The organism is Salinivibrio sp. AR647 (assembly GCF_001995415.1).
Classification (GTDB): domain Bacteria; phylum Pseudomonadota; class Gammaproteobacteria; order Enterobacterales; family Vibrionaceae; genus Salinivibrio; species Salinivibrio costicola.
Map to the genome: position 1 here is coordinate 136,835 of NZ_MUFE01000009.1, position 22,016 is coordinate 158,850.

General features: G+C 50.0%; 25 protein-coding genes and 1 pseudogene. 18 read left to right on the forward strand and 8 right to left on the reverse strand.

Annotated elements, in window-relative coordinates:
- The first annotated feature begins 89 nt into the window (after positions 1–89).
- From BZG76_RS12150 to BZG76_RS12165, 4 genes are read left to right on the forward strand one after another with little or no spacing between them, the layout of a single operon-like run.
- Entirely contained in the window at positions 90–1,307 is a 1,218-nt protein-coding gene (locus BZG76_RS12150) for an aspartate aminotransferase family protein (protein WP_077461563.1), read from the forward strand.
- Between the two features lie 29 nt (positions 1,308–1,336).
- Positions 1,337–2,359: an arginine N-succinyltransferase gene (gene astA, locus BZG76_RS12155; RefSeq protein WP_077461564.1), complete on the forward strand. Its 1,023-nt coding sequence runs from the start codon at positions 1,337–1,339 to the stop codon at positions 2,357–2,359.
- A 1-nt stretch (position 2,360) separates the two neighbouring features.
- A complete protein-coding gene (gene astD / locus BZG76_RS12160; protein ID WP_077461565.1) occupies positions 2,361–3,842 on the forward strand; it encodes a succinylglutamate-semialdehyde dehydrogenase in 1,482 nt (493 codons plus the stop codon).
- Positions 3,843–3,852: 10 nt separating this feature from the next.
- Positions 3,853–4,644: a DUF1338 domain-containing protein gene (locus BZG76_RS12165; protein ID WP_077461566.1), complete on the forward strand. Its 792-nt coding sequence runs from the start codon at positions 3,853–3,855 to the stop codon at positions 4,642–4,644.
- A 118-nt stretch (positions 4,645–4,762) separates the two neighbouring features.
- On the opposite strand, the gene crp is transcribed toward BZG76_RS12165, so the two are convergent.
- The 6 genes from crp to BZG76_RS12195 all read right to left on the reverse strand — a co-directional run bounded on the left by crp (position 4,763) and on the right by BZG76_RS12195 (position 10,308).
- Positions 4,763–5,395, reverse strand: coding sequence for a cAMP-activated global transcriptional regulator CRP (gene crp / locus BZG76_RS12170; protein WP_025673251.1), 633 nt, complete (start codon positions 5,393–5,395; stop codon positions 4,763–4,765).
- Between the two features lie 249 nt (positions 5,396–5,644).
- The gene (locus BZG76_RS12175; protein ID WP_077461567.1) at positions 5,645–6,514 is read right to left on the reverse strand and encodes a phosphoribulokinase; all 870 of its coding nucleotides are present in this window, start codon (positions 6,512–6,514) and stop codon (positions 5,645–5,647) included.
- Between the two features lie 56 nt (positions 6,515–6,570).
- Entirely contained in the window at positions 6,571–6,789 is a 219-nt protein-coding gene (locus BZG76_RS12180) for a YheU family protein (RefSeq protein WP_025744266.1), read from the reverse strand.
- A 147-nt stretch (positions 6,790–6,936) separates the two neighbouring features.
- Positions 6,937–7,908 (reverse strand): hydrolase, encoded by a 972-nt coding sequence (locus BZG76_RS12185; RefSeq protein WP_077461568.1) that lies wholly within the window; start codon positions 7,906–7,908, stop codon positions 6,937–6,939.
- A complete protein-coding gene (locus BZG76_RS12190) occupies positions 7,892–8,371 on the reverse strand; it encodes a TIGR02444 family protein (protein ID WP_101494532.1) in 480 nt (159 codons plus the stop codon). The genes BZG76_RS12185 and BZG76_RS12190 overlap by 17 nt, the downstream gene beginning before the upstream one ends.
- A gap of 8 nt (positions 8,372–8,379) precedes the next feature.
- On the reverse strand, positions 8,380–10,308 hold the full coding sequence (locus BZG76_RS12195) for an ABC transporter ATP-binding protein (protein ID WP_077461570.1): 1,929 nt from the start codon (positions 10,306–10,308) through the stop codon (positions 8,380–8,382).
- 192 nt (positions 10,309–10,500) lie between these two features.
- Here BZG76_RS12195 and kefG point away from each other — a divergent pair, with 192 nt between their 5' ends.
- Genes kefG through slyD form a run of 4 tightly spaced genes read left to right on the forward strand, consistent with a single transcriptional unit; the run spans position 10,501 to position 13,629 of the window.
- Complete coding sequence (gene kefG, locus BZG76_RS12200; RefSeq protein ID WP_077461571.1) at positions 10,501–11,085, forward strand: glutathione-regulated potassium-efflux system ancillary protein KefG; 585 nt, start codon at positions 10,501–10,503, stop codon at positions 11,083–11,085.
- On the forward strand, positions 11,075–12,874 hold the full coding sequence (gene kefB / locus BZG76_RS12205) for a glutathione-regulated potassium-efflux system protein KefB (protein ID WP_077461572.1): 1,800 nt from the start codon (positions 11,075–11,077) through the stop codon (positions 12,872–12,874). Before kefG ends, kefB begins: the two co-directional genes overlap by 11 nt.
- A 9-nt stretch (positions 12,875–12,883) precedes the next feature.
- Positions 12,884–13,087 carry a YheV family putative zinc ribbon protein gene (locus BZG76_RS12210; protein ID WP_025744269.1) on the forward strand — a complete coding sequence of 68 codons (204 nt, stop codon included), beginning with the start codon at positions 12,884–12,886 and terminating at the stop codon, positions 13,085–13,087.
- Between the two features lie 50 nt (positions 13,088–13,137).
- Positions 13,138–13,629 carry a peptidylprolyl isomerase gene (slyD, locus tag BZG76_RS12215; protein WP_077461573.1) on the forward strand — a complete coding sequence of 164 codons (492 nt, stop codon included), beginning with the start codon at positions 13,138–13,140 and terminating at the stop codon, positions 13,627–13,629.
- 115 nt (positions 13,630–13,744) lie between these two features.
- On the opposite strand, the gene BZG76_RS12220 is transcribed toward slyD, so the two are convergent.
- Together BZG76_RS12220 and BZG76_RS12225 are read right to left on the reverse strand one after the other, a co-directional pair.
- Positions 13,745–13,966 carry a SlyX family protein gene (locus tag BZG76_RS12220; protein WP_025744270.1) on the reverse strand — a complete coding sequence of 74 codons (222 nt, stop codon included), beginning with the start codon at positions 13,964–13,966 and terminating at the stop codon, positions 13,745–13,747.
- Positions 13,967–13,978: 12 nt separating this feature from the next.
- Positions 13,979–14,965, reverse strand: coding sequence for a WD40 repeat domain-containing protein (locus tag BZG76_RS12225; protein WP_077461574.1), 987 nt, complete (start codon positions 14,963–14,965; stop codon positions 13,979–13,981).
- 123 nt (positions 14,966–15,088) lie between these two features.
- Between BZG76_RS12225 and fkpA the strand changes: the two genes are divergently transcribed.
- The 10 genes and pseudogenes from fkpA to BZG76_RS15580 form a co-directional block, all read left to right on the forward strand.
- On the forward strand, positions 15,089–15,871 hold the full coding sequence (gene fkpA, locus BZG76_RS12230) for an FKBP-type peptidyl-prolyl cis-trans isomerase (RefSeq protein WP_077461575.1): 783 nt from the start codon (positions 15,089–15,091) through the stop codon (positions 15,869–15,871).
- A gap of 162 nt (positions 15,872–16,033) precedes the next feature.
- Complete coding sequence (locus BZG76_RS12235; RefSeq protein ID WP_174566330.1) at positions 16,034–16,723, forward strand: helix-turn-helix transcriptional regulator; 690 nt, start codon at positions 16,034–16,036, stop codon at positions 16,721–16,723.
- A complete protein-coding gene (gene tusD / locus BZG76_RS12240) occupies positions 16,720–17,112 on the forward strand; it encodes a sulfurtransferase complex subunit TusD (protein ID WP_025744273.1) in 393 nt (130 codons plus the stop codon). The genes BZG76_RS12235 and tusD overlap by 4 nt, the downstream gene beginning before the upstream one ends.
- 9 nt (positions 17,113–17,121) lie before the next feature.
- Entirely contained in the window at positions 17,122–17,475 is a 354-nt protein-coding gene (gene tusC, locus BZG76_RS12245; protein WP_077461576.1) for a sulfurtransferase complex subunit TusC, read from the forward strand.
- 9 nt (positions 17,476–17,484) lie between these two features.
- The gene (gene tusB, locus BZG76_RS12250) at positions 17,485–17,775 is read left to right on the forward strand and encodes a sulfurtransferase complex subunit TusB (protein WP_077461577.1); all 291 of its coding nucleotides are present in this window, start codon (positions 17,485–17,487) and stop codon (positions 17,773–17,775) included.
- A 177-nt stretch (positions 17,776–17,952) separates the two neighbouring features.
- Complete coding sequence (gene rpsL, locus BZG76_RS12255) at positions 17,953–18,327, forward strand: 30S ribosomal protein S12 (RefSeq protein ID WP_025673238.1); 375 nt, start codon at positions 17,953–17,955, stop codon at positions 18,325–18,327.
- 97 nt (positions 18,328–18,424) lie between these two features.
- Positions 18,425–18,895, forward strand: a complete 471-nt coding sequence (gene rpsG, locus BZG76_RS12260) for a 30S ribosomal protein S7 (protein WP_025673237.1) — start codon at positions 18,425–18,427, stop codon at positions 18,893–18,895.
- 75 nt (positions 18,896–18,970) lie between these two features.
- Positions 18,971–21,067, forward strand: a complete 2,097-nt coding sequence (gene fusA, locus BZG76_RS12265) for an elongation factor G (RefSeq protein ID WP_025744278.1) — start codon at positions 18,971–18,973, stop codon at positions 21,065–21,067.
- Between the two features lie 100 nt (positions 21,068–21,167).
- Positions 21,168–21,591: pseudogene (locus BZG76_RS15575) on the forward strand (GTP-binding protein); the annotation flags it as partial.
- A 171-nt stretch (positions 21,592–21,762) separates the two neighbouring features.
- Positions 21,763–22,016, forward strand: a 254-nt coding sequence (locus BZG76_RS15580) for an EF-Tu/IF-2/RF-3 family GTPase (RefSeq protein WP_241824090.1), incomplete at its 3' end; no start/stop codon positions are given.

Here is a 22,016-nt window from a genome sequence, read left to right on the forward strand (position 1 = left end):
ATGCTGAAAACAAAACATAATCTGCTATTGCTGCGGTTAAAATAATGTAAATACTATGCCTCATAGATAAAACATAGAAGGATTGAGTGATGACAATGGAGCACAAAGTAGAACGTAAACTCTTCGATGAAGTCATGGTGCCATGTTACAACCCAATGCCGATGATTCCTGATCACGGTAAAGGGTCGCGCATTTGGGACCAAGAAGGCCGAGAGTATATCGATTTTGCCGGTGGTATCGCGGTGAGCTGTTTAGGCCATTGTCATCCGGTCATGGTTGATGCGTTAACCGAGCAAGCCCAGAAACTGTGGCATTTGAGTAATGTCATGACCAATGCGCCCGCGTTGCGTCTGGCTAAACGCCTCACCGAACTCTCATTTGCCGACCGCGTGTTTTACGCTAACTCGGGCGCTGAAGCGAACGAAGCGGCCCTGAAACTGGCACGTCGTTGGGCAAAAGAAGAACATGGTGAGCATAAAAGTGAAATCATTGCCTTTACCAAAGGCTTCCATGGTCGCACCTTCTTTACTGTCACCGTAGGTGGTCAGCCCGCGTATTCCGATGGCTTTGGACCTAAACCCGGCGATGTAACACACCTTCCTTACAATGACATTGCCGCATTGGCCGATCATATTTCGGACCGAACCTGTGCGGTGATGATGGAGCCTTTACAAGGTGAAGGTGGGATTGTGCCGCCAGAGCCAGGTTTTCTCCAAGCCGTGCGTGAACTGTGTGATAAACACAATGCGCTTTTAGTGTTTGATGAAGTGCAAACGGGGAACGGGCGCACCGGTACTTTTTATGCTTATCAAGAGTCTGGGGTCGAGCCCGATATTTTAGCCACCGCAAAATCACTGGGTGGCGGGATCCCAATTGGTGCCATGTTAACGACCGACGCCTTGGCTGCGCATATGAAGCCGGGGGTTCACGGCTCTACTTATGGCGGTAATCCACTGGCCTGTGCGGTGGCAGAAGCGGTGGTTAATGAAGTGACCAAACCCGACGTGCTTGCCGGTGTCATAGAGCGTGAGCAATGGTTCCGTGACGGGTTAGAAGCGATCAATGATAAATATGGCATCTTCAGTGAAGTGCGTGGCAAAGGCTTGTTACTCGGTGCGGCACTGAACCAAGACTGGGAAGGCCGAGCACGCGATATCTTGGTTGCGGCAGGCGAAGAAGGCTTATTGGTTCTCGTTGCCGGGCCTAATGTGGTGCGTTTTACTCCCTCACTGGTCATTACCAAAGCGGATATTGAAGAAGGAATGGCACGCCTAGAACGTGCGATTGCCAAGGTCGTCGCAGGATAAGCGACCTGACTCACTCGGAGGGATTTGAGATGTTAGTTATTCGGCCGATCCGTGCATCAGATTTTGATGCACTGATGTTGTGTGCGGAAGCGTCCGGGCATGGATTCACCTCCTTGCCGGTCGATGCCGATTTGCTACAGGGGCGGATTAATAATTCGCTCGAGAGTTTTGCCAAACAGGTGACAGAGCCGGGGCCAGAGGGATATCTGATGGTCGCCGAAGATTTAGAAACCGGTGAAATCGCAGGGACCACGGGCATCGAAGCCGCCATTGGTCTTGATAACCCGTTTTACAGTTACCATCTGACCAAGGTGGTACATTCATCACGCAAACTGAACGTGCACAACATTGTTGAAGTGTTGACCTTTGGCAACAACTACACGGGGGCGACAGAAATCTGCACCCTGTTTATGCGTCCAGAGTTTCGTGGCGGGTTAAACGGTAAGTTATTGTCTAAATGCCGCTTCCTAATGCTGGCGCAATTTCCAGAGCGCTTCGCTGACGTGGTGTTTGCCGAAATGCGCGGTGTGTCGGATGACGAGGGCAACTCGCCATTTTGGCAGTGGCTAAAAGACAACTTTTTTAACATTGACTTTACCTTGGCGGATTATCTCACCGGGATTGGTGCCAAAGGGTTTATTGCCGACTTAATGCCTAAATTGCCGATTTATGTGAGCCTACTGAGTGAGGAAGCTCGTGCAGTTATCGGTCAAGTGCACCCGAATACCCGTCCAGCATTACGCTTGTTGGAAAAAGAGGGCTTTTCTTGCCGTGGTTATGTCGACATCTTTGATGCGGGCCCAACGGTAGAATGCTTACGCCCCAATATTGAGTCTGTACGTCACTCTTTCACCGCCTCAGCGCGCGTACGAGAGCACAGTAGCGCACAGGATTATTTAATATCGAATACCGATTTTGCTGGCTTCCGTGCCACCGCGGCGAAAGCTGCGATCGATCACGAAACCAATCAAGTTGTGATTAGCCCAGCGGTTGCCGATGCATTGAATGTAAAAAACGGCGATCAACTGCGTTTGATTGCTATGGGGGGATAAAATGACAAAGCAATCAGCAGGCCATTTGATTCATGGCRAGTGGGTGAAAGGCGAGGGCGAGATCATGACCTCGCAAAACCCCTTTGATAGTCAATGTATTTGGCAAGGTGCAGAAGCGAGTCGTTCGCAAGTGGAGCAAGCGGTCAGCGCCGCACGCGACGCGTTTTTGCGTTGGCGCAATACCGATTTTTCTGAGCGCCAAGCGCTGGTGGAACGCTTTGCCGAAATAGTGAAAGCCAATACCGATGAACTGGCTCGGGTCATTGCCGAAGAAACGGGCAAACCCTTGTGGGAAACCAAAACCGAAGTCGGGGCCATGGTAGGCAAAGTGGCGATCTCCTTGCGCGCGTACCACGAAAGAACAGGCTCACGTGAAAAAGACGTCAATGGCACCCAAGCGGTATTACGCCATCGTCCACTTGGCGTTATGGCGGTATTCGGGCCTTACAATTTCCCTGGGCATCTACCTAATGGCCACATTGTTCCAGCTTTATTGGCGGGCAACAGCGTAGTATTTAAACCCTCTGAGCTGACGCCAAAAGTCGCAGAGAAGACCTTGGGCTATTGGCTCGAAGCGGGATTACCGCAAGGACTGATCAGCCTGGTACAAGGTGGGCGCAATACCGGTGAGGCGCTGGCCCAAGCGCGCGGTATTGACGGTTTATTGTTTACCGGTAGCGCCAATACGGGGCATATTCTTCATCGTCAGTTTGCTGGCCAGCCCGATAAAATGCTGGCGCTGGAAATGGGGGGCAATAACCCCTTGGTGGTGAGTGATCAGTTCGGTGATTTAGACGCCACCGTATACACCATTATTCAATCGGCCTACCTCAGTGCCGGTCAGCGGTGTACGTGTGCACGCCGCCTGCTACTGCCTGAGGGAGAAGTGGGTGACAAGATCTTGACTCGCCTAGCACAATGGACCAAAACCGTGCGAGTGGGCGGACAGTTTGATGATCCCGCACCTTTCATGGGCGCCCAAATTTCAATGGCTGCCGCCGAGGGGATTTTGGCCACACAACAAAAATTGATCGATCTGGGAGCAACCCCCGTCATAGAGTGCGAGCATTTACACGATGCGGTGATTTCTCCAGGGATTTTAGATGTGAGTGGCATTCAAGCGTTACCCGACGAAGAGTATTTCGGTCCGCTACTACAAGTGCAGCGCTATCAGGATATGGCTGATGCGATCACGAAGGCGAATGATACCCGCTATGGTTTGTCGGCAGGCCTTATCAGTGAAGACGAGGGCGAATGGCAATACTTCCTCGATCATATTCGCGCAGGGATTGTGAATCGTAATCGTCAGTTGACAGGGGCAAGCGGTGATGCGCCATTTGGCGGGCCAGGTGCGTCGGGTAATTTACGTCCAAGCGCTTACTATGCCGCCGATTATTGCGCTTATCCCATGGCATCAATGGAAGGGGAGCAGGTGGTACTGCCTGAGACGTTCGCCCCCGGTATTCCGACTCAACAAGATTAAGGAGACCAACATGGACAGTGGCCAAGCGTTATTCGATAAATTATGGCAAGACTATATTAACCGTCTTTGCCCATCGGCACATCAGGTACATGCCTTGCTCGAAGAAGGGCAGCCTTTAATCAATGATCATATTGCCTTGCGGACATTTGGTTTGCCCAAGGTTGGGCTTGAGGTCTTGGCGCGCCCCTTCCTGGCGCTAGGCTATCAGCAAAAAGGGGACTATACCTTTGAAGCGAAAAAGCTCAATGCCTGCCATTTCGAGCACCCCGATCCTTTGATGCCGAAAGTGTTTATCAGTGAATTGATGGTCGAGCAATGCTCGCCTGCGCTGCAAGCCATTGTTCACAAGCTGGTGGCACAAGTCGATGCGTCGTCACTAACAGGGAGCGATTTTCTTCATCAGGGGCGGCTTTGGGACATCGATAGCGCCACCTATCAAGCGCTTGCTGAGGAGAGTGAATACGCGTCCTGGGTAGCCGCGCACGGTTATGGTGCGAATCATTTCACGGTGAGTGTCAATCAGTTAAAGGCTCATGATCATTGCCAATCGGTTAATCAAAAGCTGCGAGACAATGGCTTTGCAATTAACGAAGCGGGTGGTGAAGTAAAAGGGGACGCATCCGTTTATCTGGAGCAATCCTCCACCATGGCTGACCGTGTCGCTGTTGTTTTCTCTGATGGCACGCAAACCATTCCAGGTGGGTTTTATGAGTTTGCTAAGCGTTATGTGTTGCCCAACGGTGAGTTGTACCAGGGATTTGTTGCCGCTTCAGCGGATAAAATTTTTGAGAGCACGCACTAATAAATAGCTGATATAACGAGGCATACACAGTTAAGGAAGAGTTCGCTCTTCCTTTTTTTTGTTTTAAAAAGAAAAACCGACGCCAGGGCGTCGGTTGGGAATACAGAGAGCGCTGTGATTAGCGGGTACCGTATACCACGATGGTTTTACCATGGGCTGAAATAAGATTTTGCTCTTCCAGCATTTTAAGAATACGCCCCACGGTTTCACGCGAACACCCAACGATTTGGCCAATTTCTTGACGTGTGATCTTAATTTGCATGCCATCAGGGTGCGTCATGGCATCGGGTTGCTTCGCTAAATTCAACAAGGTTTGCGCAATACGGCCCGTGACGTCCAGGAAGGCAAGATCCCCCACTTTTTGGCTGGTCACTTGCAAACGGCGCGCCATTTGTGAGGACAAACGCATTAATATATCAGGGTTAACCTGGATCAGTTGGCGGAACTTTTTGAATGAGATTTCTGCCACTTCACAAGGAGACTTAGCCCGAACCCAAGCGGTACGCTCCTGATCATCTTCGAAAAGGCCTAGCTCACCGATAAAATCACCTTGGTTAAGATAAGACAGGATCATTTCCTTGCCTTCTTCATCTTTGATTAGAACGGCGACAGACCCTTTCACGATGTAATACAAGGTCTCCGCTTTTTCGCCTGCATGAATCAGCGTGCTTTTAGACGGATACTTGTGGATGTGACAATGTGAAAGGAACCACTCGAGTGTAGGGTCTGTTTGAGGTTTTCCTGGAACCATATAACTTATTTCCTCTGCATGTGTTGCCCGGCAACAACGTCCTATCTTTGTCTGAGGGGTAACCCACCAGATCTATGCACAGAATACGAAGTCTGGGCGCGGGCTACAAGCTCACTGTATGTTAACAAGAGTGTATCTTTTTTTGTTAGCAATTTCTTGATTTTGATCTAGGCCAACCGCCTAAAAACCTGGCAAAAACGTGGCTAAGATCACGGCTTGAGAAGTAATACACGATAGATGCGCTACGCCCTAGCCAATCTTGCCTTTTTCGATTAGCTGCTGAATCAATGGACGGATGATAAGTTCCATCGCAAAGCCCATCTTACCGCCTGGCACGACGAGTGTATTATGCCGTGACATAAAAGACCCCGTGATCATTTGCAGCAGATAAGGAAAGTCGACGTTTTTCATCCCTCGAAAGCGGATCACCACAAAGCTCTCATCCAACGAAGGAATGCCTTTGGCGTTCAGTGGGTTGGAGGTATCGACCGTCGGCACCCGTTGAAAGTTAATGTGAGTGCGTGAGAATTGCGGCGTAATATAATGCAAATAATCGTCCATCGACCGCACAATTGAGTCGGTGACCGCTTCGCGTGAGTGGCCCCTATCGCGGGTATCGCGGACAAATTTCTGAATCCACTCAAGGTTGACGATCGGGACCATACCAATCAATAGGTCGACATGTTGGGAGACATTGACCTCACCATCAACCACACCGCCGTGCAAGCCTTCGTAAAATAGTACGTTGGTATTGTCGGGTAAATCCTGCCATGGTGTGAAGGTCCCTGGCATTTGATTGTAGGGCACCGCTTCATCAAAGGTATGCAAGTAGCGGCGATATTTGCCTGTGCCGAGTTCACCGTACTCACGGAAAAACTGCTCTAATCGCGGAAAATCATTGGCGGTGGGGCCAAAGTAACTAATGTGCCGTCCTTGCTCACGTGCTTTACGGATCTCGACGTCCATTTCCGGTCGCGTAAAGCGATGGAAACTGTCCCCTTCTAGCCACGCCGCTTTGATGTTCATCATCTGGAACATCTTACGGAATGCTTCGGACGTGGTGGTGGTCCCTGCTCCTGAAGAGCCGGTGACCGCGATGATTGGATGTTTAGCCGACATGACGCGCCCTGTCATTCAGTCTGAATGTGTATCGCTGTTTATTGCGTACAGCGATGCTAAGATCTGAGTGCTTCCTTACGACGAATATCCACTGTCTCGTGCAACTCAGAATACACAATCACGGCGTCGCCGGATTGCAGTTGTTGGCGAACATCCGCCACTTTTTGTGCAAAGCTGACTTCCTGCTCACCATAATCGGTTCCTTCCCGTAACACAAAGTGCTCGATTAAACGAGTCAGTGTTTCCTCAGGGACCGATTGCCAAGGAACCATCATACTACATCACCTTTTGTTGATTTATGGCTGAGACGTTAGGGTGCTTGATGCTGATATTGTGAATCAGCTCGCATTTTACCCAATCATTCAACACAATGCAGTAGATCAATGTGCGTCGGTCTTTTTTGCTTTGCGTGGCGTCCCTTTTTAACGGGACGAGCAAAGGCGTGAGGCTAACCAGTGAGGCACCGACTGCTCCAGCCAGAACTGTGGCTGGCGCCAACTGCCGGTAACAAAACCAACATGCCCACCATGCTCGCTCAGTTGATAGTCAATATTCGCGGGCAGAGGCGAGGTTGGGATTACTGCGTCGGTCATAAAGGGATCGTCTTTCGCATGGATAATCGCAAGTGGGACCGTAATAGCGTCAAGGACAGATAAACCACTACAGCTTTGATAGTAGTGTTGAGCATCGTCAAAGCCATGCAGCGGTGCGGTGACCGTTTGATCAAACTCGAACAGAGTTTTAATCTTTGGCCGCTCCCCAGCATGCCACCGACCCACTTTTTGGTGTCGGGTAAGTTTTTCCGATAAGGTTTGTCGCATCGACCGTAGCAAATACGCTTGATAAACACGGGAAAACCCTTGTTGAATACGGGTCGAGCACGCCGCTAAATCGAGCGGGGGAGAAATAGCACAACTACAACTGACAATCGGATCATGCTGATAGTCGGCCAGGTAGCGCACCAACATGTTTCCTCCCAAAGAGACTCCCACAGCGGCAATCTCATTGTTCGGGTAGGTCTGGCGTAAATAGGTCAAAAATGCCCGAGCGTCCTCCGTTTCGCCGGAATGATAAGTCCGCGGCGCGCGATTAAGACGGCCACTGCAACCGCGAAAATGCATCACCACACCGCACCAGCCTTGCTGTTTGAAAGCGGCCAATAATCCATTGGCATAAGGGCTATCAAAGCTTCCTGCTAGGCCATGAAACAAGACAATAATAGGCTGTCCTACTTCGGGATGATGCGTCCATGCAAGATCGACAAAGTCACCGTCAGGTAGATCAAACGCTTGCCAAATAGGCGCAAAAAGCGGTTGCCGGCGCAGCAGGCGTGGCAGTAAGGTTTGCAGATGCGCATTACGGGCAGTTGGAATGGGATTAAAGGGTGTCATCATCGTCTGCTCCATCCTCTTTTGTAGGCCGGTCTACCCGTAGTGGTGTATAGAGATTTCGGGCAGAGGGGGATAGCTGGCGGCAATAATAGGCCAAGGGAGACGCGGCTTGTGTGAGCCAGGATTGACGATTAAGCACTTCAATCAAGTCTTGTTGCTGGAACTTTTCTAAACTGAGTTCAAAGTTGAGCATTTTTTTATATTGGCCGGTGCCCACGCGTGGCTTGAGATCGCGTCTTAGATGGCGATAAGCGATCAGCAAATGTTCAGACCGGCTCAAGGCGTGCTTAAGCTGGGTGAGGCTCTCGGGGCTAAGCCCGTAACCATGGCTTTCAATCCAAGCGAGCAACAAAGCAAGGTTCACATTGCCTTGGTGCTCGTCTTGTAATTTAAGGCAGGCTTGTTTGACCTCTTGCTTAGCATAGTGGTGCAAACAAAACTGCCAAAGATCGGCGGCGTTTGCCATCCCAGGCGTTAGTGTTGGTTGAATGTCGCCTCCAGGGCTTCTAGCGCTTCTTGTTGCTCCATCCATTCTTGTTCCACCTCTTCGAGCGTCGACTTTGCATCGGCTTGGCGTTGCAATTGCTCCGTTAAACGGGCTTTGTTGTCACTCTGGTAAATAGCGGGATCCGCTAATTGGTTTTCTGCTTCTGCGATAATGGCAGAAAGTTGTTCGATCTTTGTGTCTAAACGGTCAATTTTTTTTCGTAGTGGCGCCGTTTGTTTTCGGCATTCGGCTTCACGACGCTTTTGTGCTTTTCGATCTAACTGCGTTTGCTGTGGGGCAAGTTTTTCGTCTGCGGCTTGCTTTTTGTTTTCCGCACGATCAGCGCGTTGTTGTTCGGTCAGCCAGCGGTGATAGTCGTCTAAGTCGCCATCAAAAGGTAGCACTGCGCCCTTGTCCACCAAATACAAGTCATCGGCTGTCGCACGCAATAAAAAGCGATCGTGGCTGACGATCACCATCGCGCCATCATAGGATTGCAATGCGAGCGTTAACGCTTGGCGCATGTCGAGATCCAAATGGTTAGTCGGTTCATCCAACAGTAACAAGTTCGGTTTTTGCCAGACTAACAATGCAAGGACTAAACGTGCTTTTTCGCCGCCAGAGAAAGGGCCAATGTTTTCCAACGCTTTGTCACCTTGAAAGCCAAACCGTCCGAGAAAATCTCGCAGGGTTTGCTCGGCAGTAGTTGGTGCTAAGCGATTTAGATGCTGGAGCGGCGTTTCATCGATACGTAAGGTATCGAGTTGATGCTGGGCAAAATAACCTATTTTCACCCCTTGAGAGTAGCTTAGCTCGCCAGCCATCGCCGGCAAATCGCCCGACAATAACTTGATCAGCGTTGATTTGCCCGCACCGTTACGCCCTAACAGGCCAATGCGCGCCCCAGGCACTAAGTTAAGGCGAATGTTCTCGATAATTGGCGTTTTGTTATAGCCAGCGGCCACCTTATCCATCATAAGAATGGGAGTGGGCAATGCATCAGGGGGTAAAAAGGTAAAGCTAAATGGATTATCGTATTGAGCCGGTAGCACCTTTTCCATGCGTTCCAGCGCTTTTATCCGACTTTGCGCTTGGCGGGCTTTGCTGGCTTTGTATCGGAAACGGTCAATGTAGGATTGCATGTGAGCAACTTGCTTTTGTTGCTTCTCATATTGCGCYTGCTGTTGTGCTAACTTTTGCGCGCGCATGCTTTCAAAATCCGAGTAGTTACCGGTGTATTCATTCAGCTTAGCGTGCTCAATATGAATGATACGATTGACCACAGGATCAAGAAAATCACGGTCGTGTGAGATCAAGACCAAGGTTCCCGGGTACTGCTGCAACCATTTTTCTAGCCACATCACTGCGTCTAAATCGAGGTGGTTGGTGGGCTCGTCGAGTAGCAGTAAATCTGAGCGACATAACAAAGCTTGTGCCAAGTTAAGTCGCATGCGCCAGCCCCCAGAGAACTGCGTTAATGACCAATGGATTTGCGTCTGACTGAACCCCAAGCCATCCAGCAAACTTGCGGCGCGCGCCTCTATGGTATAGCCGCCAATCGCATCGAGCTTATCGTGTAACAACGCCACTGCATTGCCATCATCGTTGGCTTCGGCGTTACGCAACGCGTCTTGCAGCTCACGGTATTCGGTATCGCCATCAATCACATATTCCAGCGCACTTTTATCCAATGCGGGGGTTTCTTGTGCCACCCAAGCCACTTGCCATTGACTGGGGTAATCATAGTGCCCTGCATCAAGCGAAAGTTGGTGGCGTAGCAAGGCAAACAGGCTGGACTTGCCACAGCCATTTTTACCCACCAAGCCGACTTTGTCGCCGGGTGCAATGATGGCAGAGGTGTGGTCAAGCAGGGGCTTACCACCACGAAGCAATTGAATGTCGGAGAAGCGAATCATGATTACTCAGTCTGTCTTGGGTTGATGGATGCACGTTGCGCGGTCGTTATACCAGCTTGATGCGGAGATTGCCAAATCCCACCCCGTGGCGAGAGTGGTTAGACAGGGGGTTAGCCTTTTTGTATGTTAAAGTTAAAACATGGCATAAAGAACAGATTGCGTGCTTGGCCAATCATAACGATAAGGAAGCGTATGCCTCAAGATAAGAAGGACAACCCACGCCCTCCCAAGGTGCTTGTTATCGTGGCGCATCCTGATCCGGATGAATCGGTCGCCAATCGTCGATTACTCGAATCGATACGCCCGCTGGCGAATGTCACTGTGCATGATATTTACGCCGCTTATCCGGATTTTGTGGTGGATATCCATCACGAGCGTGCGTTGGTGACTGACGCCGATGTGTTGGTGTTTCAACATCCCTTACAGATGTACTCATGCCCGGCGTTATTGAAAGAGTGGATTGATGTGGTGCTCGGAAAAGGCTTTGCTCATGGGCAAGGGGGAGATGCGTTAGCGGGAAAAACATGTCGTTTTGTGGTCACTACAGGTGGAGCAGCAGAAGCGTTCAGTAAAATCGGCTACAACAAATATTCCATGGAGGAGTTATTGCAACCTTTTGAACTGACGGCGGCGTTATGCCGCATGCACTGGGTCTCACCTTTAGTTCTTCACTGGGCGCGCCGCGTCACCGATGCGGATCGCAATGCCTTTGCTGAACTCTATGCGGACTGGTTGGCTAACCCTTTAGCGAAGCAGGAGGCACATCGTGGATCATAGCTTTCTGCTCATCGCGTTTATCTTTTTATTGGCAGCCGTGATTGCGGTGCCTTTGGCGCAGCGTTTGGGGATGGGCTCGGTGCTTGGCTACTTGGTAGCAGGCATTGTGATTGGCCCTTGGGGGCTGGGTTTAATCGATGATGTCGACTCAACCCTGCATTTTGCCGAATTTGGTGTGGTGCTGCTGCTGTTTTTAATTGGCTTGGAGCTTAACCCTAAAAAGCTATTGAAAATGTGGCGCCCCATTATCGGCCTTGGTGGTAGCCAAGTGGTGCTGACYGGGGTCGTGATAGGGGTATTAAGTGTCTTCGCTGGGCTCACGTTGCCACAAGGCGTGGTGATCGGGGCGGGGCTGGCACTTTCTTCTACCGCGATTGCGATGAAAATCATCGAAGACCAACGCTTAATGCGCAGCGAAACCGGACAATCTGGATTTGCCGTTTTATTATTTCAAGATATCGCCGTGATCCCGATACTGGCTGTGATCCCAGCGTTGGCCGGTGGCAGTGCAGGTAGTTGGTTTGATGTCCTCTGGATGTTTTTAGGCATTGGCGCTCTCTTGGCCGGCGGTCACTTTTTCTTGCGCCCTATTTTTCGTCTGATTGCCATGAGTGGCGTCACCGAGTTGTTTACTGTCACCGCGCTTGCCTTGGTCATCGGGATTGCATTGGCCATGCAAAGCCTTGGTCTATCGATGGCGCTGGGGGCGTTTTTAGCCGGTGTGTTGTTGGCTGAGAGTGAATACCGGCATGAGCTTGAGACGGCAATTGAGCCCTTTAAAGGGTTATTACTCGGGCTGTTCTTTATAGCGGTTGGGATGACGGTCGACTTAGGGCTTTTACTGGAATATCCCTGGGCGATCATCGGTGCCGTGGCTGCGTTAGTCGGTGGTAAAGCCTGCTTACTGTATGGACTGGCACGAGCGTTTGGTGTCGCGCCCAAGGCGCGCAGTCAAATGGCGGTATTGCTCAGTCAGGGGGGCGAGTTTGCCTTTGTGATTTTCACTGCCGCGCGTAGCCAAGGGCTACTGGATAAAGAATTAAATGCCTTTTTGCTTGTGGTCGTGAGCTTGTCGATGATGACTACACCGTTAATTCTCTCGCTCCAGCAGCGTTGGTTTGCGCGTACTTTTAACGAGCCTGAATCCTTGCCTCCGCAAGCGCCATTTACTGAGACTGACTCGCGAGTCATCATTGCCGGATTTGGTCGGTTTGGTCAGGTCGTCGGTCGCTTGATGTTCGCCAATAAAATTGGGGTGACCATCCTGGAACGTGATCCGACTCAAATCAAGTTACTACGCCGCTATGGATACGAAGTGTATTATGGTGATGCTACGCAGCTCGATTTATTACGTGCCGCTGGTGCAAAGACGGCTGAAGCGATCGTGATTTGTACCGATTCGCCAGACGAAGTGATGGAGATTGTTGATCTTTGTGCTCATCACTTCCCTAATCTAAAAGTAATGGCGCGTGCGCGTAGTCGTGTCGAGGCGTATCAGTTGATGGCGCACGGTGTCGAGCAGTTTTCTCGGGAAACCTTTTTGGGCGCGCTGGATCTTGGGCGGCAAACGTTAGAGTCCCTAGGTATGCACCCGTACAAAGCGAAACGCGCAGAAATATTGTTCCGTAAACTCGACATGCGGGTGCTGGAAGATTTATTGCCTCAGCACAGTCAAGATGTCGCGACAGCATCACGAGTCAAAGAAGCGCGCAAAGAGCTGGAAGAAATTTTTGACCGAGAAATGCGCGGTGATAGTGAGCGGCATCAAAGTTGGAATCGAGACGAATAAGGTGTTGATGTGAAAAAACGTTTTATCGCAGGCGCTGCCTGTCCGTCGTGCCAACAACGCGATACATTGCGAGTGTGGCGTGAGAATAACATTGACAAAGTGGAATGTGTCAGCTGCGATTACCACGATAGTCGGTTACCGGAATCGGCACAACAGTCACACTCTGGCGCCGAGTCGGCAGAGAATGTCATTGGGATCTTTAAACCGGAGTAGGGGATCCGTTATCATCGGCAGTCCATTTACCTTCCGGTCTCGGAGCGAGCATGAAAATTGCAAAAGATGTGGTAGTCAGCCTGGCTTACCAAGTAAAAAATGAAGACGGTGCACTTGTTGATGAATCAACAGCACAAGAGCCTCTCCAATACCTACACGGTCATCGTAACCTGATCGTCGGACTTGAGAGCGCGCTGGAAGGCCGTGAAAAAGGCGAGAACTTTGAAGTGACGGTAGGCCCAGACGAAGCTTACGGTGACTACCAAGAAGCCATGGTACAACGTGTACCGGCTAACGTGTTCCAAGGCGTCGATCAAGTTGAAGTTGGTATGCGTTTTATGGCTGAAACCGACCAAGGCCAGATCCCAGTCGAAGTGACTGAGGTTGAAGGCGATGAAGTTGTTGTTGATGCCAACCACATGCTTGCAGGCCAAACCCTGTCCTTCTCAGTGGAAATCGTTGATGTGCGTGAAGCCACTGCAGACGAGCTTTCACACGGGCACATTCACCAAGACGGTGAAGAATGTGGCCACGACCACTAATCACGACGATAGATGAGTGGTAATGAGTCCCATCGAATAAAAGGCGCCGTTTGGCGCCTTTTTTTTTATTTGGCCGTCGTGACCGCGCGCTAATCGTCACGCATACGGTGTGGTTTCAATAATGCGGGGGGGGTGTTTCTTCAGCTTGGCTAGCAATATTCTCTGGCTCAACATGTTGGAGCTTGCTGACAAGGTACTGGATTTGGACCGTCATGCGCTCAATATCACCTTGTTGTCGCGTCAATGCGGTATTGAGCTGGTCGATCGTGTCTTCTTGAAACGCCACTTTGTACTCAAGATCATCAATTTGCTGTTGTAACTTATCTATCTCGCTCATATTGCTCTCTCGTTATTGCGCGTCGGTTAACCAAGCTTGGGCAATCCCGGCCGAGGTACCTGAAATAACACGTCCAGTTGGATCAATCGCTACATCATACACCACTGCGCTGGGTGGGCGAGTATCCGGCTGGGCCAATGCTTGCCAACGACCTATATTTTCACCCGTTTTCACATCCCACAATTCGACCCGTTGTGACGGTGAGCCGGTGGCTAGCAAGGTACCATCATCGGAAAACCGGGCACTGACATAAATGGCTTGGCGGGCAAAGATATCCAACTCACTGACTTTCTCGCCACTGGGTAGGGCCCAAATCACAGCGCGGTTGCCACCGTCAGAGACAAATGCGTACTTCCCCTCACGATGCAAGGCGACTTGTTTCACTCGCCGGTCATAAGCAAAGTCATTGATGATCTGGCCAGACTGGGTATCCCAGAAGTAGGCATGATGGTCATTGCCACCTGAGAGCACATAGGCGCCGTTGGGAGAAATCGAGACTGCATTGATTTTATCGCGGTGGGCGAGGAACTCTAAGCGCCTTCCCGTGCCTAAGTCGATAAATAGTGCTTTTCCATTCGACAACGCTAGTACCAATTTTTCACCGTTATTACTGATCGCGGCATCGCGTATGATGCCTTCAGAAATAGACCATAGCCCTTGAGCTTGGCTCCAGGCCAGGTCCCAGACGGCAAAGTTTTGTGCTGTTGTGGTAATGGCATAGCGCTTATTATCGGAAATATGACTAACAACGACCGGATTGGCGTCCGGATCTTGCGCACCGAGTTCGGCCAGTTGCTGATTAGTGACCAGATCCCACAGGACAATATCCGTTTCCTCAGACGCGATCAGGGCAAAACGGCCGTCACGACTGAGGCTAAAACTGGTCGCCCCTTCCGGATGGATTGACCAGCGCTGGGCTTCTTTGCCAGACTGCCAACAACCGGTTAAGCTGTTAATAACTATAAAAATGCAAATAATGTGGCGGATTTTGGGCACCATGCTTGAGTTCCAGTGTTTGCAGCCATATAACCACGAGTATATTGATAGAATCAGGCTTTCGCATTGTTGATGCGTCAGTAACAACCATACGAGGATTTATCCTTGTCATCAACGGAGTACCCAATGAAATCAGTAATGAAGATGTCGCTACTCGCGGCAACCGTTGCCTTTGCCGTCGGCTGTCAGCAAGACGACGCTAAAGTAGAGCAAACCAATCAAGCTGCCGAACAAGCGGAAGCAGCGTTTGCCAACGATGACGACAAAGCAGCCTACGCGATCGGTGCGTCTTTAGCCCAATACCTCAACGCTAACTTAGAGCAACAGGCAGACATCGGCTTAGAGCTTGATAAAGAGGTGGTACTGCAAGGGGTGAAAGATGTCTTTCAAGGGGAATCAAAACTGACCGATGAGCAAGCGCAAGCGGCGCTGCAATCGCTTGATCAGCGCGTGACTAAACTGGCGCAACAGCAAGCCAAAGAGAAAGCAGAAGCCGCGATTTCGGAAGGTGAAAAATATCGGGCTGACTTTGCCCAGCAAGACGGCGTTAAAGAAACGGACTCTGGCTTACTTTACAAAGTGGATAGCATGGGTGAGGGCGATAAGCCAGCCGCAGAAGATACCGTGGTTGTTCACTACAGAGGCACCTTGACTGACGGTACCCAGTTCGATAGCTCCTACGATCGTGGTGAGCCAGCTACCTTCCCGCTTAACCGCGTGATTCCAGGCTGGACTGAAGGTGTGCAGCTCATGCCTGTTGGCTCTAAATTTACTTTTGTTGTGCCACCTGAGTTGGCTTACGGTGATCAAGATACCGCATCAATTCCTGCCAACTCAACCCTGGTGTTTGATGTTGAACTGCTTGAAATAAAAGACGATACCAAAAAAGACGCGGCGAGCGAAGGCTAAACGACAGCCTCGTCTGACTGTGTAATATCCGCCCCGGCATCGCCGGGGCTTTTTGCATTTTTAGGCTTAAATTCTGTTAAACTGTGCGCAGAGACATTTACATTGACGGTCGAATAAGGATAGGCGTACGTGGTACCGACAGAAGGCTTTGGCGCGAACGTGATGACGGAAAATGAGCTCATTGAGTCTAATCCATTGAATCAACAAGACAGTGTTATTCTGCGGTCTTATGCGGCGGTAGTGGATGGGCTTGCGGCGCTGATCGGTGAACATTGTGAAATCGTGCTGCACGCATTAGACGATTTAAATAAATCAGCGATCAAGATCGCGAATGGTGAAAACACGGGTAGAAAAGTGGGATCGCCAATCACCGATCTTGCGCTGCGGATGTTGCGCGATATTGAAGGCTCAGAGCGTAATTTTTCACGGGCTTATTTTACCCGAGCGAAAAGTGGCACCTTGATGAAGTCGATCACGGTAGCGATTCGCAATGGGGATAATCGTATCATCGGGCTATTGTGTATCAACATTAATTTAGATGCGCCTTTTTCACAGGTACTACAAGCCTTCATTCCGGATGATCTCGCCAAACAAGCGGCCTCGTCGGTAAACTTTGCCAGTGACGTGGAAGAGCTGGTGGATCAAACCGTTGAACGGACAGTTGAAGAAGTCAATGCCGACAAAACGGTGTCTAATAACACTAAAAACCGTCAGATAGTCATGGCGCTCTATGACAAAGGGATTTTTGATATTAAAGATGCCATTCATCGTGTGGCATCTCGTCTCAATATCTCGAAACATACGGTCTATCTTTACGTTAGACAGCGCAAAACAGAAGAGATCGAATCATGAGTCTGCGTTATGTGTTAGTCGTGACCGAGCCAGCGTATGGATCACAGTTGGCACGCACTGCCTATCAGTTTGCCTGTGCAGCAATAAAGGCTGGGCATCAGGTGAGTAAAGTCTTCTTTTATCAAGAAGGTGTACTGAATGGCGCCGCAACCACAGTGCCTGCAAATGATGAATTTGATTTGGTGGAAGCGTGGCAGCGGTTGGCGCACGATCACGGTGTTGCGTTGGAAACTTGTGTGGCTGCGGCATTACGACGCGGGATTATCAGTGAGCAAGAAGCGACGCAGCATCAATTATCGACGGCGACCTTGGCAGAAGGATTTTCTCAGGCAGGCTTAGGTGCATTGGCTGACGCTTTGTTAACCGCTGACCGAGTGATGCAATTTTAAGAGGGCTTCATGCAAATAGGGTTTGTATTTTCTACATCGCCCCACGGGTCGGCGAGCGGTCGAGAAGGGCTAGATGCGTTACTCGCCACCTCGGCGTTTTGCGACACCTTATCGGTTTTTTTTATTGGAGATGGGGTTCTACAACTTATAGCGGGTCAGCAACCGCAACAGATTCTGAGCCGCGATTACATTGCCAGCTTTAAAATGCTACCGCTGTGTGACGTTGAGAACATCTATGTGTGCCGCGCTTCATTGGCATCTCGTGGGCTGGAACACACCGAGACCGTCTTACCCACTCAAGTTCTGGCACTTGAACAAGTCAAAAAGCGGTTGTCAGAGTGCGACCGTATACTACATTTTTAAGGAGTCGACGTGCTTCATATCGTGAAATCGTCTCCCTATCGTGACCAAGCGCTAACGTTGTGCTTAAACTACATCGATCAGGACAGTGTGATTGTACTAATCAGTGATGCGGTACTGGCGGGAGTAGATAGCAGCGAGTGGGCGACGCGCTTATTTACCGGGAATCATGTTGTTTATTTGCTCAGTGATGATGTTCACGCTCGAGGACTCGGCGATAAGCTTCATCCCAGCGCGGTGATGATTGAGATGAACAAATTAGTGAGCTTGAGCGTCGAGCATGTCACGCAAATGACATGGTAATACCCTAGCCTGTATAGCGTGAAAACGCCCCCTGCGCGCTGCTTGAAAAACAAACAATGCAAAGATCTCTGTATAAATCTTGACACCCTATACCCCGACGCCTAAAATTTCGCGTCCCTGTTGTATTGGGGCTAGATTTTTCACACTTATACGTTAAGTAATATCAGGAGCTATTTAATGGCAACTATTAACCAGCTGGTCCGCAAACCACGCTTGAAGCAAGTTGCGAAAAGCAACGTGCCTGCGCTGGAAGCGTGTCCACAAAAACGTGGTGTATGTACTCGTGTTTACACTACTACTCCAAAGAAACCAAACTCCGCACTGCGTAAAGTATGCCGTGTACGTTTGACTAATGGCTTTGAAGTCACCTCATACATTGGTGGTGAAGGCCACAACCTGCAAGAGCACAGTGTTGTTCTGATCCGCGGCGGTCGTGTTAAAGACTTGCCGGGTGTGCGTTACCACACTGTTCGTGGCGCACTTGACTGTGCAGGCGTTAACGGCCGTAAACAAGGTCGTTCTAAGTACGGTGTGAAGCGTCCTAAGTCTTAATGGATTCCGTTAAGTAAGGCCAAACACTCAAACAATTGAATTTTGAAAAAACTGAAAAGTTTTGGATAAAACCTGAAGAAGACAACGGAGATAATCCATGCCACGTCGTCGCGTAATTGGTCAGCGTAAAATTCTTCCAGATCCTAAGTTCGGATCCGAATTGCTGGCAAAATTTGTAAACATCCTGATGGTTGACGGTAAGAAGTCAACTGCTGAAAAAATCGTTTATGGTGCTCTAGACATCATGGCTGAGCGTTCTGGTAAAGAGCACTTGGCTGTATTTGAACAAGCTCTTGAAAACGTACGCCCAGCGGTCGAGGTGAAATCTCGCCGTGTAGGTGGTTCAACTTACCAAGTGCCAGTAGAAGTACGTCCAGTGCGTCGTAATGCCCTGGCTATGCGTTGGTTGGTTGAAGCCGCTCGTAAGCGTGGTGAAAAATCTATGGCTCAGCGCCTAGCAAGCGAGATGCTAGACGCATCAGAAAACAAAGGTACTGCTGTTAAGAAACGTGAAGACGTTCACCGTATGGCAGACGCGAACAAAGCGTTCGCACATTACCGCTGGTAATGCCTTCATGGCGTGTTCCGTTCGGAGCACGCCAAACCCATTTTCTAAGGTTAACCTTAGCAAGAGGATACTATTGTGGCTCGTAAAACCCCTATCGAGCACTACCGTAACATCGGTATTTGTGCTCACGTAGACGCCGGTAAAACCACGACTACCGAGCGGATCCTGTTTTACACAGGTCTGTCACACAAAATCGGTGAAGTACACGACGGTGCCGCGACCATGGACTGGATGTCGCAAGAACAAGAGCGTGGTATCACTATTACCTCTGCGGCGACCACCACTTTCTGGGCCGGTTCTGATCAGCAGTTTAAACAGCACCGTGTAAACATCATCGACACCCCTGGACACGTTGACTTCACCATCGAAGTTGAGCGTTCTTTGCGTGTGCTTGATGGTGCTGTGGTTGTATTCTGTGGTTCATCAGGTGTTGAGCCTCAGTCTGAGACCGTATGGCGTCAGGCTGACAAGTACGAAGTACCGCGTATGGTATTCGTCAACAAGATGGACCGTGCGGGCGCTGACTTCCTGCGCGTTGTTGATCAAATAAAAAATCGCCTTGGTGCACACCCTGTGCCAATTCACTTGAACATTGGTGCAGAAGACCAGTTCAAGGGCGTTATCGACCTGATCAAAATGAAAGCGATCAACTGGAATGAAGAAGACATGGGTATGACGTATACCTATGAAGAAATTCCAGACGATCTGAAAGAGCAAGCAGAAGAGTGGCACAACTTCCTGGTTGAGTCTGCTGCTGAAGCGTCTGAAGAACTGATGGACAAATACCTTGAAGAAGGCGAATTGTCCGAAGAAGAAATCAAGAAAGCGCTACGTCAGCGCACCCTTGATAACGAGATTGTTCTAGCTACCTGTGGTTCGGCGTTTAAAAACAAAGGCGTTCAGGCGGTACTGGATGCGGTTATCGAATACTTGCCTTCACCGATCGACGTTAAAGCGATCAAAGGTGAAGACGAAGACGGTAACCCAATTGAGCGTCATGCAGACGATAAAGAACCGTTCTCTGCGTTGGCATTCAAAATTGCAACTGACCCATTCGTAGGTACGCTGACCTTTATGCGTGTTTACTCTGGTGTAGTGAACTCTGGTGACAGTGTATACAACTCAGTGAAGCAAAAGCGTGAGCGCTTGGGCCGTATCGTACAGATGCACTCTAACAAGCGTGAAGAGATCAAAGAAATCCGCGCCGGTGATATCGCTGCAGGTGTTGGTCTCAAAGACGTGACCACGGGTGATACGCTGTGTGCGATGGATTCAAAAGTTATCCTTGAGCGCATGGAGTTCCCAGATCCTGTTATCCAGATCGCGGTTGAGCCTAAGTCTAAAGCAGACCAAGAGAAAATGGGTATCGCGCTGGGTAAACTAGCGGCAGAAGATCCGTCTTTCCGCGTTGAGTCTGACGAAGAGTCTGGCCAGACCCTGATCTCGGGTATGGGTGAGCTTCACCTAGACATCATCGTTGACCGTATGCGTCGCGAGTTTAACGTTGAGTGTAACGTTGGTAAGCCTCAGGTTGCTTATCGCGAAACCATCCGTGGTAGCACCAAAGTTGAAGGTAAATTCGTGAAGCAGTCTGGTGGTCGTGGTCAATTCGGTCACGTATGGCTGAAGATCGAACCTTCAGAGCCAAACGAAGGCTTCGTCTTTGTTGACGAAATCGTCGGTGGTGTGGTTCCACGCGAATACATCGGTGCGGTATCAAAAGGTATCGAAGAGCAAATGAAAAACGGTGTACTCGCCGGTTATCCAGTGCTCGACGTTAAAGCGACCTTGTTCGATGGTTCTTACCACGATGTTGACTCCAACGAAATGGCGTTTAAGATCGCTGCATCAATGGCATTCAAGAAAGGTGCACACGACGCGCAACCTGTTATGCTTGAACCAATGATGAAGGTTGAAGTAACCACGCCAGAAGAGTGGATGGGTGACGTTGTCGGTGACTTGAACCGTCGTCGTGGCCTGATTGGCGGTATGGACGAAGGCCCAGCGGGTCTGAAGATCGTACGTGCCCAAGTGCCACTGTCTGAAATGTTCGGTTACGCTACAGACCTACGTAGTGCAACACAAGGCCGTGCGTCATACTCGATGGAATTCAGCGAGTATGGTGAAGTGCCGAAGAACATTGCTGATGCTCTAATTGCTGAGCGTAGCTAATTATTTTGGTCCTGATGCCGGTGCGATCACCGGCATCAAACACTGACTTCTGAGTTATTAGGCAAAGCCCCTTAACTCACAACTAGGAAGGAAGACGATCGTGTCTAAAGAAAAATTTGAACGTACGAAAACGCACGTTAACGTTGGTACTATCGGCCACGTTGACCATGGTAAAACTACGCTGACTGCAGCTATCTGTACTGTACTTGCAAAAGTATACGGCGGTGCTGCGCGTGATTTCGCGTCAATCGATAATGCGCCAGAAGAGCGTGATCGTGGTATCACCATCGCAACGTCTCACGTTGAGTACGATACGCCAAACCGTCACTACGCACACGTTGACTGCCCAGGATCAGGTTGGTATTCCAAACATCATCGTGTTCATGAACAAATGTGACATGGTTGATGACGAAGAGCTGCTTGAGCTGGTTGAAATGGAAGTCCGTGAGCTACTTTCAGAGTATGACTTCCCAGGTGACGACTGCCCAGTAATTCAAGGTTCTGCACTGGGTGCATTGAACGGTGAAGAGCAGTGGGAGCAGAAGATTGTTGAACTTGCTGAAGCCCTGGATTCTTACATCCCAGAGCCAGAGCGTGCGATCGACAAGCCGTTCATCCTRCCAATCGAAGACGTATTCTCAATCCAAGGCCGTGGTACTGTTGTAACTGGTCGTGTTGAGCAAGGCATCATCACCGTGGGTGACGACGTTGAAATCGTAGGCATGAAAGACACCACCAAGACCACTTGTACTGGTGTTGAAATGTTCCGTAAGCTTCTAGACGAAGGCCGTGCGGGTGAGAACGTTGGTGTTCTTCTGCGTGGTACTAAGCGTGACGAAGTTGAGCGTGGTCAAGTACTGGCGAAGCCTGGTTCAATCACTCCGCACACCAAGTTCGAATCAGAAGTATACGTACTAGGTAAAGACGAAGGCGGCCGTCATACGCCGTT